Source organism: Bradyrhizobium sp. LLZ17 (assembly GCF_041200145.1).
Taxonomy (GTDB): Bacteria; Pseudomonadota; Alphaproteobacteria; order Rhizobiales; family Xanthobacteraceae; genus Bradyrhizobium.
This window is the reverse complement of the sequence record NZ_CP165734.1, coordinates 6,827,111-6,839,550: the sequence shown is the minus strand read 5'-3', so window position 1 is coordinate 6,839,550 and position 12,440 is coordinate 6,827,111. Positions and strand designations below refer to the sequence as shown.

The window sequence follows — 12,440 nt, the reverse complement described above, 5'->3', positions numbered from 1 at the left end:
CGAGCCCGGGATGTAAACGTTGCTTACGCCGCGCGCGTCTGCGCCTTCACTAGAACCGGCGCAAGCAGGCCGGCCTCACGCCGCAGCTTGCTCGCTTCGAAGCCATGCATGCCGATCTGCCATTGCAGCCCGACGATCGCGCGCGCCCTTGGTCGGTTGCAGCAGCGCGAGCGAGGCAAACAGCGTCACCGGGAGCCACACCGCAAGCTGCAGCCAGACGGCCGGCGCATAAGCAGTCTCGACCGCGAGGATCGCCGGCACCACGAGGTGGCCAACCACGACCATCACGAGATAGGCGGGAAAGTCGTCGGCGCGCTGGTGAAACAGCTCCTCGCCGCAATGGTCGCAGCTATCGGCCACCTTCAGGAAGCGGCCGAACGCGTGCCCTTCGCCGCAGTTCGGGCACTTGCCGCGAAAGCCGCGCCACATCGCCTTTGCCAGAGAGACCGTCGCCATGGCCACACCTCTTCCTTTTGCACGATCCGTACAATAATATCTTGCATCCATACATTCAAACGATACGGCTTAAATTGCATGGATTGGACCCCTACAATCTCGGAGCTGAGCGGGCCGCGCTACCAGCGCATCGTCGAGGCCATGGAGGCCGACATCGCCGCCGGCCGGCTGGTGCGCGGACAACAATTGCCGACCCAGCGCGCACTGGCAAAAGCCCTCGGCATCGACCTCACCACTGTGACGCGCGCCTACACCGAGGCGCGGCGCCGCGGCATCATGGAGGCCCGCGTCGGCCAGGGATCGTTTGTGTCCGAGACCAGCGCCCGCCGCGCGGTCGATCTGCCGCATCCCGTCGCGATCGACCTCTCGATGAACGTGCCGCCGCATCCGCTGGAGGCGCAGCTCGACGAGCGCATCATGACCGGTTTGGAGGCGATCCGCGCGCAATCGGGCCTGACGGCGTATCTCAACTACCAGCCGCCCGGCGGCAGCGTACATGAGCGCGAGGTCGCGGCGCGATGGCTGCGCGCCCGCGTTCCGCATGCGCATGCCGACCGGCTCGTGATCTTTCCGGGCGCACAGACGATTCTGTTCAACCTGCTCGCCGATCTCGCGCGGCCCGGCGATGTCGTGCTGACGGAAGCGCTCACCTTTCCCGGCATCAAGGCTGCCGCCGCGCGGCTCGGCGTCAAGCTCGTCGGCGTGGCCATGGATGAGGGCGGCATTGTTCCCGACGCACTGGCAAAGGCCTGTCGCACGCACAAGCCAAAGGCCGTCTACCTCATTCCGACCCTGCACAATCCGACCACAGCGACGCTCTCCGCCGGGCGGCGTGGCGCGATCGCGAAGATCATCCGCGATGCCGGCACTTTGCTGATCGAGGACGACGCCTATGGGCTGCTCGATCGCGCGGCGTCGCCAATCGCCAATCTCATTCCGGAGCGGACATATCTGGCGACCACGCTGTCGAAATGCATCGCGCCGGCGTTGCGTGTCGCCTATCTGCTGACGCCCGACAGCCATTCGCAGCAGGAGATGCGCGGCTATCTGCAAGCCAATGTGCAGATGCCGCCGCCGCTGATGGTCGCGCTGGTGACGCACTGGCTGGAGAACGGCATCGCCGATCGCATTATCGCCGCCATCCGCAACGAGGCCGTCGGGCGCCAGCAACTGGCGCAGCGCGCGCTGAAGGGCTTTCAGTTCCTGGCCAAGCCAACCGCCCATCATCTCTGGCTCACACTACCCGATGGGCGGCCCGACGTCGCGGCGCATCTGTTGCGAAATGGGCTCGCGGTCGTTGCCGGCGATGCCTTCGCAGTCGACGGAATACCGCCCCATGCGGCGCGTGTCTCGCTCGGCGCGGCGCGCAACCGACCGGAATTGACGGAGGCGCTGCGCATCCTCGTCAGCGCGCTGCACAGGCCCGCCGACACGAGGCAGATCGTGTAGCAGAATTCGTTGATGCTGATACGGGTGGCGGGAGCGCACTGCAGGCACGCGGCGACGGATAGCACTGAATTGACGCTCCCCGCCGCCGCCGTGCTATGCCGCAGACGGCGATCAACCGTTCGCGATGGCCGGTAACGACAGGGATTGATTGGTGGACACGTCCAACTACGCGCTGCTGCTGTTCGGCGCGCTGGCCGGCGGCTTCGTCTCGGGGCTGGCCGGATTCGGCACGGCGCTGATGGCGCTCGGCATCTGGCTATACGTGCTGCCGCCCTCGCTCGCGGTGCCGCTGGTGCTGATCTGCTCGGTGATCGCACAGACCTCGACGTTGCCGTCGATGTGGAAGAGCTTTGACCTCTCGCTGGTCTGGCCGTTCCTGATCGGCGGGCTGGTCGGCGTGCCGCTGGGCACCATGATGGTGGCTTCCGCCGATCCAAAGATCTTCAAGCTGAGCGTCGGCGTGCTACTGCTGATCTTCTCGACCGCGCTCTATCTGAACAAGAAGCCGCTCGCCATCAAGTTCGGCGGCCGCATCGCCGACGGCGCGATCGGCTTTGCCGGCGGCATCTTGGGCGGCCTTGCCGGATTGTCCGGGCCGCTGCCGATCCTGTGGGCCAACATCCGCGGCTGGAACAAGCACGAGCGGCGCGGCATCTTCCAGCTCTTCAATTTCACGGTGCTCGCGGCCGCGTTGGTGTTGCAGACGACGTCGGGCCTGGTCGCGCTGAAGGTGGTGTGGCTCGCGCTGGTCGCCTTTCCCGGCACGCTGATCGGCGCATGGGCCGGCGCGCGCGTCTATCACGCGCTGAGCGACAAGCATTTTGGCGACGTCGTGCTCGGCCTCCTGTTCCTGTCGGGCGTCGGCCTCGTCTGGAACAGTATCAGTACGCTCTAGCGACACCTGACAGCCCCGGCAAATGAGCCGGAGCTGCTGGGATGAAACATGCTGTCGTTACGCGGGCTCACGTGCGAGCGGCACGACGGGCTCAGGGCTCGCCGGTTCTGCAACTTTCTCTTTCGGACGCCCCAACTGCTTCCTGAATTCGCGGCGCAGCAGCCACAAGCTGAGAGACGCCTGCAACGTGGTCGCCGCGAGCGACAGGTACCAGACGTGCTCCATCCGAAAGCCCGGCCGCGTCGAGAGCCAGAGGGCAGGCAGCGAGTAGGTGAATACGCGCGTTGCCGAGCTCCACAGCACCGGCTTGGTGTTGCCGAGGCCCTGGAACATGCTCGAGCAGGTGAAGATCAGGCCCTGGGCCACCATGTTGAGCGAGATGATCCGCAGGAACAGGAAGGCGATCGCCATGGTTTCCCGGTCGTTCGAGAAGCCGGCGAGCAAGAGCTCCGGCTTGAACTGCGCAACGCAGAGGAAGCCGATCATCACACCGCTGGCGATCAGCGCGGCCTTGACGAAGGTTTCCCGCACGCGCGCGCTATTGCCGGCACCCACGTTCTGGCCAGCGATCGGCCCGGCGGCGAGCGCAACCGCAAGCGCGGGCATCTGGATCAGGCCGAGGACGCGCTGCCCGATCCCGAAACCCGCCTGCGCCGCTGCGCCGAAATCGCGCAGCACGTAATAGACCACCGCCATGAAGATGAACATCATCGCGAACTCGCCGCCGGCGGGCAGACCGACATTGAGGATGCGCTTCAGATGGCGTAGCTGCGGGCGCCACTGCGCCGGATTGAACGCGACGTAGCGCTCGACCTTGCGGAAATACGCGAGCAGCATCGCAACGCCGATCAGCACCGCGATCGAACTTGCCAGCCCCGCACCGGCAACGCCGAGCGGATAGCCGGTGCCCCAGCCCATGATCAGGACCGGCGCCAGCGCGATGTTGAGGCCGACGGCAAGCGCCTGCACCATCATCGCGGGCCGCACGATGCCGGTGGCCCGTAGCGCGGATGCCATCACCTGGGTCGCGAATTGCAGCGCGAGAGCCGGCATGAACCACAACAGATAAGTGGTCCCGGCCTCGATCGTGGCCTGGTCCGCGGCGATCGAACGCATGTAGAGCCGCGACAGCGCGGCACCCGCGACCAGGGTCAACACGCCGAACACCACGGACAGCACGATCGCCTGATTGAAGATCAGGTTCGCATCGTCGCGGTCCTTGCGTCCGACGGCGTGCGCGATCAGCGCCACCGCGCCGACGCCGAGCACCTGCATCAGTGCGTTGACGAGAAATCCCGCATTGCCGGCCCCGGCGACCCCCGCAACCGCGGCATCGCCCAATCCGGAGACGAAGTAGAGATCGACGAGCTGGCAGATCATGATCGTGACCATGCCGACCATGATCGGGGGCGCCATGTGCAGGATGTGGCTCACGATGGAGCCGCGTGTCAGGTCTTTCATGTCAGTCCATTCCTGGCGGCGTGGCTTTCCGGAGACTGCTCCGTCGGCCACGCGCCATTTTTCATTCCGCTGCTGCGATATGCCCGAGCTCCACCACCTGGCGCTCGAACAGGCTGCGATAGATGCCGCTCGGTTTGGCCGCGAGCAGGCCGTGCGTGCCCTGCTCGACGATCTCGCCGCGGTCGAACACCAGGATGCGATCGAGGCTGCGTACCGTCGACAGCCGGTGCGCGATCACGATCGAGGTGCGGCCTTTCATCAGCCGCTCCATGGCCTGCTGGATCAGCGCCTCCGATTCCGAATCGAGGCTCGACGTCGCCTCGTCCAGGATCAGCACCGGCGCATCCGCCAGGAAAGCACGCGCCAGCGCCACACGCTGCCGCTCGCCGCCGGACAGTTTGACGCCGCGCTCGCCGACCAGCGTGCCGTAGCCCTTCGGCAGACGCAGGATGAAGTCGTGCGCATTGGCGAGCCGCGCCGCCTGCTCGATCGCCTCCAGGCTGGCACCAGGCCGGCCATAGGCGATGTTCTCGGCGAGCGAGCGGTGAAACAGGATCGGGTCCTGCTGCACGATCGCGATCTGGCTGCGCAGCGATTGCTGCGTGGCCTTGGCGATGTCCTGCCCGTCGATCAGGACGCGGCCGCCGCTGACGTCATAGAGCCGCTGCACCAGCTTGACGAAAGCCGTCTTGCCGGAGCCGGAGCGGCCGACCAGGCCGACGCGCTCGCCGGCACGGATCCTCACCGACAGCCCGTCGTACAGCGGCGCGCGATGGCCGCCATAGTGGAACGTGACGTCGTCGAACACGATCTCGCCGCCAACGATCGCGATCGGCCGCGCCCCGGCGGCATCGGCGATGCCGATCGGCTCGTCATGGATCGCCACCAGCTCCTCCATGTCGTTGACCGAGCGCTGGAGGTTGTTGATGTGCATGCCGACATCGCGCAAGTAAGCGTGGATGACGTAGTAGCTGGTCAGCACATAGGTGACGTCGCCGGGCGAGGCATGCCCGGACATCCACAGCAGCACCGATCCGCCGATCACCGACCCCCGCAGGCACAACAACAGCGAGAGCTGCGTCATGGCGGTGTAGTTGTAGCGCAACCAGGTTCGCCGCACCCGCACGCGCCATCGCTTGATCACGCGTGCAAGCCGCGCATCCTCGCGCGCTTCGGCACCGAACGATTTCACCACCGCATTGCAGGTCAGCGCATCCGCCAGCGTGCCGCCGACCTTGGTGTCCCAGGCATTGGAGACTCGAGCGGCCGGCGCGATGTAGCGCGTCGAGAACAGCACCGTCGTGATGACATAGGTCGCCGCGCCGAGCGCGATCACCGCGCCGAGCGAGGCCCAGTGCACGCCGAGCAGGATCATCGAGCCGACCAGCACGAACAGCGAAGGCAGTAGCGCCAGCAGGATGGTGTCGTTCAACAGGTCGAGCGCCCACATGCCGCGGGTGACCTTGCGCACCGTGGAGCCTGCGAACGAATTGGCGTGCCAATCGGTCGAGAAGCGCTGGACACGCATGAAGGCATCCTGCGCCACATCGGACATGATCTTGAGCGTGAACGGCACGATCACCTGGAGCCCGGTCAGCCGCAGCACCATCGAGGCCGCGCCGAGGACGACGATGCCGCCCAACGCGATCAGCGCCGCGTGACGCGCCTCGGGATCGGACGGGCCGCGCGTCAGCGCATCGATCAGGTGCCCCGAGAACACCGGCATGAACAGGTCGGCCACGGTCGCCCCTAACAGGCTGCCGGCAACGACGAGCGTACGCCCCGGCTGCTTGAGCCAGTGCCGGAATACGAACGGCAGCACCACGCGGATCGCCGCGGGCCGTTTGGACAGAGTGGTCATGGCATCATCCGGCCGCTCTGGCGCGGGCCGGCTCCATCGATGGACGCAGCCCGGCCGCGAGGGCCGAAACGGCGTCATTCAACTTTGACTTGGACTTGGGAAGCGGAGAGATCGGGACCCTGGGGCCCAATCGAAACTGGCGGAAAGGGCCTCTACAGGGCCGAGCACATACCGAGCCAGAACATCATCGAGCGCGGGCGTACGATCTGCGAATGCGACGAAATCATGCAAATCCCTCCCCGGTTTCAATGAATGAGGCGCGCTTTATAGATGTGTCGTCCGCGATTTGCAACGGGGCCCGCGCGAGATTGCGCGCGAGTGTTGCAATTTGATGCGGGATGCCGTGGTGTGCAACCGCCGCTCCCCCATTCTGCGCTGTCATGCCCCGGCTTGACCGGGGCATCCAGTACGCCGCGGCTTCTCCTTAAGCTACTGATGTCTCTGGAATACTGGATCGCCCGGTCAAGCCGGGCGATGACACCGAGTGTATGGCTCGTCCCATTTGCGTAGCGTCAGTGCGCGTCACCGCCGGCGCCGAACGGCGAGGCCGGCTTGTTCAGCAACGTGACCAGCAGGCTGAGGCCGAGATAGAACAGCGTCAGGATGAAGAAGGCGTCGCCGAAGCTCATCACCACGGCCTGCCGGTGCACGATCTGGCTGAGCTGCTTCATCGCCATCAGCGAGGAGTCGCCGAGCCCCTGGAATTTCTGCATGAACATGTTCAGCGTTTCGGTCGCGGTCGTGTTGCCCCAGGTCACGCGGTCCTGGAGGCGGGCGATGTGGAGGTCGGTGCGGTCGTTGAGCACGGTGTTGATGACGGCGAGCCCGACCGCGCCGCCGAGATTGCGCATCAGGTTGAACAGGCCGCTCGCGTTCTTCACCCGTTCCGGCGCCAGCGTGCCCAGCGCGATGTTGTTGGTCGGCACCATCGCGAACATCATGCCGATGCCGCGCAGGATCTGCGGCACGAGCAGCTCGTAGAAGTCGTAGTCGCGCGTGATCCAGGTCATCTGATAGGAGCCGAGCGCGAACACGACCAGGCCGAACGCGATCATGTAGCGCATGTCGACGCTCGCCATCAGCCGGCCGACCAGCGGCGCGACAAGGAACATGGTGATGCCCGACACGAACAAGGTGTCGCCGATCATCAGCGCGCTGTAGCCGCGCACCTCGGCGAGATAGCGCGGGTAGATGTAGGTCAGGCCGTAGAGGCCGATGCCGATGCAGAATTGCAGCGTCGAGCCGACGGCGAAATTGCGGTCGGTGAAGGTGCGCAGATTGACGATCGGCTCGGCGGCGGTGAAGACGCGCACGAAGAAGGCAATTGCGCAGACGAGGCAGATCCACGCGCAGATCGCCACGGTCGTGTCCTGCAGCCATTCATATTGCGGACCTTCCTCCAGCACATATTCCAGCGTGCCGAGAAAGCCGGCCATGAACATCAGACCCCACCAGTCGAAGCGGTCGAGCAGCTCGAAATGCGGCTCGTCGAAATCGACCAGTGCCAGCACGCCGAGGGTGATGCCGATGCCGGGCACGACGTTGATGAAGAACAGCCAATTCCACGACATCAGATCGGTGATGTAGCCGCCGACCGTCGGTCCGATCGTCGGCGCCAGCGTCGCGACCAGACCGATGATGGGACCAACGATGTGGAATTTCGAACGCGGGAAAACTGTATAGGCGGAGGCGAACACCGTCGGGATCATGCCGGCGCCGAGAAAACCCTGGAGCGCGCGCCAGAGGATCATCTCCTCGATCGTGGTGGCAAAACCGCAGGCGAGGCTCGACAGGGTGAATCCGGCCGCCGAGATCGCGAACAGCAGCCGCGTGCCGAAGGCGCGCGACAGGAATCCCGATAGCGGGATCGCGATCACTTCGGCAATCAGATAGGCGGTCTGGACCCAGGAGACTTCGCTCGAGCTTGCCGACAGGCCGGCCTGAATCTCGCTCAAGGACGCCGAGACGATTTGAATGTCCAGGATCGACATGAACATCCCGAACACCATGACGATGAACGCGATCAGCCGCTTCGGCGCGATGCGCTCCGAAACGTCGGCCGCCATCATGGCAGGTGAAGCAGTCGTGGCGGTTGCCATCTGTCAGCTCTGATCGCTGCAAGCCGCGGGGTCGGTGCACCTCTCCCGCTTGCGGGAGAGGTCGGCGCGCTCAAAGAGCGCGTCAGGTGAGGGCTCTATCCTCCTGGAGAGTCTCCCTGGAGGAGACACCCTCTCCCCAGCCCTCTCCCGCAAGCGGGAGAGGGAGCGCACCTGCGCCTGGAGCAAGAGTGCGTATGACCTCATTGCAGCAATCCTACTGCGGATGGATCATGGTGGGATCGTCGAGATCGATCTCGCTGTCGGCGTCGGCGGCACCCTTGTTGGTGTCGACGCTCGCATAGACCGACATGCCGGCGCGCAGCAGGTTCTGCCTTGCGACCGACTTGGGCACGCGGATGCGGACCGGCACGCGCTGCACGATCTTGGTGAAGTTGCCGGTGGCGTTGTCCGGCGGCAGCAGCGTGAACACCGAGCCCGCGCCCGCCGCGATGCTGTCGACGACGCCGGAGAACTTGCGCATGCCGTAGGCATCGACCTTGATCGTCACCGGCTGCCCGGGGCGGATGCGCTTGAGCTGAGTTTCCTTGAAATTGGCGTCGATATAAACGTCGTCGAGCGGTACGACATTGCCGAGCCGCTGGCCGACGGCGATGAAGTCGCCCGCGCTGACCAGACGGTTGGAGAAGATGCCGTCGACCGGCGCGCGTACCGCGGTGAAGGAGAGGTCGCGCTCGGCCTTGGCGAGCGTGGTCTTGAGCTCGGCGAGCTGCGCCTGCGCTTCGGCCTGCTGCGCCTTGGCGACGTCGACATTGCTGACCGAGACGTCGTAGGCGGCCTGCGCGGCCTTGACCGCGGCGGCGCCCTGATCGCGTCCGGCTTCCGAGGTTTCGAACGTGGCGCGCGAGGCAAAGCCCTTGCTGCTCAGCGCCTGCTGGCGCTCATAGTCGAGATCGGCGCGCTTGAGGCCCGCTTCTGCCGAGACGAATTGCGCCTTGGCCTGCACGACCTGGCTGTCGAGCGCCGCGATCTGCCGACCGATCCGGTCGATGGTGGCCTGCTGGGTCGCTATCCTGGCCGCCGCGGCGTCGACCGCGATCTTGTAGTCGCCGTCGTCAATGCGCAGGATGGTGTCGCCGGCATGCACCAGCTTGTTGTCGGTCGCCAGGATCGTGGAGATATGGCCAGCCACGCGCGCGCCCAGCATGGTGTTGTTGGCGCGGACATAGGCGTCGTCGGTCGAGACGAAGAAGCGTCCGACCAGCGTGTAGTAACCGGCATAGCTCGCCGCCGCGAGCGCCAGCACGAGGCCGATGCCCATCATGACGAATTTGCGTTTGCCGGATTTGGGAGCACCCGCAGCAGCAGTCGGGGCCGGCTTGTCGGTCACGGGCTTCTCCGGCGCTTCGCTGGTGCGGCGCTTGGTCTCTTCGGCCACATGAGAGCGCAACTGCTCGGCAGGCGGGGCCGGTTTCTCGGTCCCAGCTTCGCTGCCCGCCTGCTCCGCCGCCGTCTCCACCGCTTCCTGACGGAGGACGCGCGCAGCCTGATCTCTCGATACGGCCATCACGGCCTCCCCAATAAAGAGCACGAACAGGGAGGGCCGTCATGCAGCCGGGTCCCCCTCGCCCATCCCAAATACCATTGACCGAACGGTTCGGTCAATATAGATAATGTCCGGGACGAACCCTACAGGGCCGAATCCTTTGTTCGGGTTTCAAGGCCCTGGACCCGACCCAAAAACCTTTCGAGACGCTGAACCAATGGTTGTCACCAGCCGCGAACATCGGGACCTCGTCCCGGAGGAGGACAGCTCCAAGCGCCGCCAGATCCTGGACGGTGCCCGCAAGGTGTTCATGGATCTCGGCTTCGATGGCGCCAGCATGGGCGAGATCGCGCGCGCCGCCGCCGTCTCCAAGGGCACGCTCTACGTCTACTTCGCCGACAAGTCGGCGCTGTTCGAAGCCATCCTCGAGCAGGAAGCGCTCCAGCACGGGCAGGTCGTGTTCAATTTCGACCCAGCCCGCGATGCCGAGACCACGCTGAAGGATTTCGGCCAGGCTTACATCCATTTGCTCTGCCGGCCCGGCGGCGGATCGGCGATCCGCACCGTGATGGCGATCGCCGAGCGCATGCCCGATGTCGGCCGCCGCTATTACTTGCGCGTGCTGGACAAGACCATCAACCGACTGTCCGACTATCTCAAGGCCCATGTCGCCTCCGGCGATCTCAAGATCGACGATTGCGATCTTGCCGCCTCGCAGTTCATGGAACTGTCCAAGGCCTCGCTGTTTCTCCCCTTCGTCTTCCAGGCCGCACCGCTGCCGTCGGAAGAACGCATCGCCGAAGTCGTCGACAGCGCGACGCGGATGTTTCTGGCGGCCTATCGGGCGAAATGAACTTGCCTACTCGGTCACCTGCTTGCGCAGCGCGGCGAGATCGTTGACGACCATCTTGGTCGGACCGGTCGAGATGATGCCATCGTCCTGGAGACGATTGAGGATCAGGCTGATCGACTGGCGGGTCGCACCGATCATGCGCGCGAGATTGGCTTGCGTGATGCGGCCGAGCGAGATCGGGCCGTGCTCGTCCTGGGCGGCGTTCTCGCACAGCTTGACCAGAAGCAGCACCAGCCGTTCGGCCGCTTTCTGGCCCGCCAGCGTCTGCGCCAGCATCGAATAGGTCTCACCTTTGAAGCCGAGGCACTCGATCAGCGCCACCGCGAATGAAGGCGATTGCGCGATCAGCCGGCGGACCGCGTCCTGGTCGAGATGCAGCGCCTCGACCCGGCCGAGCGCGCGTGCCGACCAGCTATGGCGGTGATCGCCGAGAATATAGGGAGCGCCGACGAAGTCGCCGGCCTCCCAGGTCGACAGCATCAGTTCGCGGCCTTGCGTGCCTGCATGTGTGCTCTCGACGATTCCGCTCAGGATGATGTGGATGCCGTCCGCCGGCGCGCCTTCGCGCAACAGATATTCGCGGTTCTGATAGGTCGCGAGACGGCCGGTCCGCATCACCAGATCGAGATCGGGCTTGTCCAGGGCCTTCAGCACATAACGTCCAGTCCCGGCCGTTCGCAGCTCGGCGCACGGCTCAAGAGCATCGACCACCTCATGCGCATCACTGCGCCCCACAATCGCTCTCCCTTCGAGTGACTGCCTCGAAGGCTAGGAGGTCTCCGGTCGGATTGCAACGCAGCGCACATACTCAGGACGGGCTGCCACCCCATGATCGCGTCCAACTCGTCAGTGGCCGACCACCTTTTCGAGATAGGCGGGCTGGATGAAGGTTTCGAAGTCGGTGCGCGGCAGCAGTTTCGGCAGGCGTTCCTGCTTGACCAGGAAGTCGGCGGTCGACAGCAGCGTCTCGACGAACTTGCCCTTCTTCGCCGACGTGCCGAGATACTCCTCCGTGAGCTGCTTGCTGCAGGGGACCATCCCGGTGCCGTTCATCATCCGGGTCGCATCCGGCAACGGCAGCGACAGTTCTTCGGCGATGATTTCGGCCGTCTTCTCCGGGTTTTTCAGCCAGAAATCGATGCCTTCGCACTCGGCCTTGACGAACTTCTCGACGTAAGACGGATATTTCTCCGCGAACGCGTTCATCACCACGCCGATGTCCCAGGTCGGGTACCCGCGCTTTGCCATCTCACCCGAGGTCACGAGGATCTTTCCGCCGTTCTTCACGGCCTTGTCGAGATTGGGCTCCCAGAACCAGGCGGCATCGATGTCGCCGCGCAGCCAGGCCGCCGCGATGTCCGACGGCGCGAGGTCCAGGATCTTCAGCGAGGTGGGATCGACGCCCTCGTCCTTCAGCGCCTGAAGCAGCAGATAATGCGTGGTCGAGCCGAACGGGGCCGCGACCGTCTTGCCCTTGAGGTCCTTTAGCGACGTGATGTTCTTGTCGGTGCGAACCACCATTGCCTCGACATAGTCGAGCATGTTGATGACGAGAATGCCCTTGATCGGCAGAGCCCTGGTCGTGCCGATCGCGGTCGGCGGATTGCCGAGGCCGCCGAAGTCGAGGTCGTTGCCGGCGATCGCGCGTAGCATGTCGCCGCCGCCGCCGATCTTGACGTATTTGATATCGATACCCGGCATCTCCTTGGCGAGCAGCCCGAGATGTTTCGTTACGAGCTGGGCGTTCACCAGGTTGAGATAGCCGACAGTCACTTTGGTCGGCTTGTCCTCGGCACGCGCGATGGCCGTAAGCGCCAGCGTTGTGACAGCGAGCGTGGCAACAAGTCTCTTGATCATATCGA

Annotated in this window: 9 protein-coding genes and 1 pseudogene; 3 read left to right on the top strand and 7 right to left on the bottom strand. The window is 64.9% G+C overall.

Going from position 1 to position 12,440, the window contains the following annotated elements:
- Nucleotides 1-23: 23 nt before the first annotated feature.
- Nucleotides 24-462: pseudogene (locus tag AB8Z38_RS32805) on the bottom strand (DUF983 domain-containing protein).
- A gap of 72 nt (nucleotides 463-534) precedes the next feature.
- Between AB8Z38_RS32805 and AB8Z38_RS32800 the strand changes: the two are divergent.
- Together AB8Z38_RS32800 and AB8Z38_RS32795 are read left to right on the top strand one after the other, a co-directional pair.
- Nucleotides 535-1,905 (top strand): PLP-dependent aminotransferase family protein, encoded by a 1,371-nt coding sequence (locus AB8Z38_RS32800; RefSeq protein ID WP_369721720.1) that lies wholly within the window; start codon nucleotides 535-537, stop codon nucleotides 1,903-1,905.
- Between the two features lie 151 nt (nucleotides 1,906-2,056).
- On the top strand, nucleotides 2,057-2,800 hold the full coding sequence (locus tag AB8Z38_RS32795; RefSeq protein WP_369721719.1) for a sulfite exporter TauE/SafE family protein: 744 nt from the start codon (nucleotides 2,057-2,059) through the stop codon (nucleotides 2,798-2,800).
- A 57-nt stretch (nucleotides 2,801-2,857) separates the two neighbouring features.
- Here AB8Z38_RS32795 and AB8Z38_RS32790 read toward each other — a convergent pair whose 3' ends face one another.
- From AB8Z38_RS32790 to AB8Z38_RS32775, 4 genes are all read right to left on the bottom strand, one after another.
- Entirely contained in the window at nucleotides 2,858-4,261 is a 1,404-nt protein-coding gene (locus AB8Z38_RS32790) for an MATE family efflux transporter (RefSeq protein WP_369721718.1), read from the bottom strand.
- Nucleotides 4,262-4,322: 61 nt separating this feature from the next.
- Nucleotides 4,323-6,122: an ABC transporter ATP-binding protein gene (locus AB8Z38_RS32785; RefSeq protein ID WP_369721717.1), complete on the bottom strand. Its 1,800-nt coding sequence runs from the start codon at nucleotides 6,120-6,122 to the stop codon at nucleotides 4,323-4,325.
- 512 nt (nucleotides 6,123-6,634) lie between these two features.
- A complete protein-coding gene (locus AB8Z38_RS32780) occupies nucleotides 6,635-8,221 on the bottom strand; it encodes a DHA2 family efflux MFS transporter permease subunit (protein WP_369721716.1) in 1,587 nt (528 codons plus the stop codon).
- Nucleotides 8,222-8,435: 214 nt separating this feature from the next.
- Nucleotides 8,436-9,746 (bottom strand): HlyD family efflux transporter periplasmic adaptor subunit, encoded by a 1,311-nt coding sequence (locus AB8Z38_RS32775; protein ID WP_369721715.1) that lies wholly within the window; start codon nucleotides 9,744-9,746, stop codon nucleotides 8,436-8,438.
- A 196-nt stretch (nucleotides 9,747-9,942) separates the two neighbouring features.
- Between AB8Z38_RS32775 and AB8Z38_RS32770 the strand changes: the two genes are divergently transcribed.
- The gene (locus tag AB8Z38_RS32770) at nucleotides 9,943-10,578 is read left to right on the top strand and encodes a TetR/AcrR family transcriptional regulator (RefSeq protein ID WP_369721714.1); all 636 of its coding nucleotides are present in this window, start codon (nucleotides 9,943-9,945) and stop codon (nucleotides 10,576-10,578) included.
- Nucleotides 10,579-10,584: 6 nt separating this feature from the next.
- On the opposite strand, the gene AB8Z38_RS32765 is transcribed toward AB8Z38_RS32770, so the two are convergent.
- The gene (locus tag AB8Z38_RS32765; RefSeq protein ID WP_369721713.1) at nucleotides 10,585-11,313 is read right to left on the bottom strand and encodes a Crp/Fnr family transcriptional regulator; all 729 of its coding nucleotides are present in this window, start codon (nucleotides 11,311-11,313) and stop codon (nucleotides 10,585-10,587) included.
- A gap of 111 nt (nucleotides 11,314-11,424) precedes the next feature.
- Nucleotides 11,425-12,435 (bottom strand): aliphatic sulfonate ABC transporter substrate-binding protein, encoded by a 1,011-nt coding sequence (locus AB8Z38_RS32760; RefSeq protein WP_369721712.1) that lies wholly within the window; start codon nucleotides 12,433-12,435, stop codon nucleotides 11,425-11,427.
- Nucleotides 12,436-12,440 lie beyond the last annotated feature (5 nt).

Bases quoted from the DNA above. Each gene is read 5' to 3' on its own strand.
- AB8Z38_RS32770 (WP_369721714.1), top strand. From the start codon at position 9,943: ATGGTTGTCACCAGCCGCGAACATCGGGACCTCGTCCCGGAGGAGGAC.
- AB8Z38_RS32800 (WP_369721720.1), top strand. From the start codon at position 535: ATGGATTGGACCCCTACAATCTCGGAGCTGAGCGGGCCGCGCTACCAG.
- AB8Z38_RS32760 (WP_369721712.1), bottom strand. From the start codon at position 12,435: ATGATCAAGAGACTTGTTGCCACGCTCGCTGTCACAACGCTGGCGCTT.
- AB8Z38_RS32780 (WP_369721716.1), bottom strand. From the start codon at position 8,221: ATGGCAACCGCCACGACTGCTTCACCTGCCATGATGGCGGCCGACGTT.
- AB8Z38_RS32775 (WP_369721715.1), bottom strand. From the start codon at position 9,746: ATGGCCGTATCGAGAGATCAGGCTGCGCGCGTCCTCCGTCAGGAAGCG.
- AB8Z38_RS32785 (WP_369721717.1), bottom strand. From the start codon at position 6,122: ATGACCACTCTGTCCAAACGGCCCGCGGCGATCCGCGTGGTGCTGCCG.
- AB8Z38_RS32790 (WP_369721718.1), bottom strand. From the start codon at position 4,261: ATGAAAGACCTGACACGCGGCTCCATCGTGAGCCACATCCTGCACATG.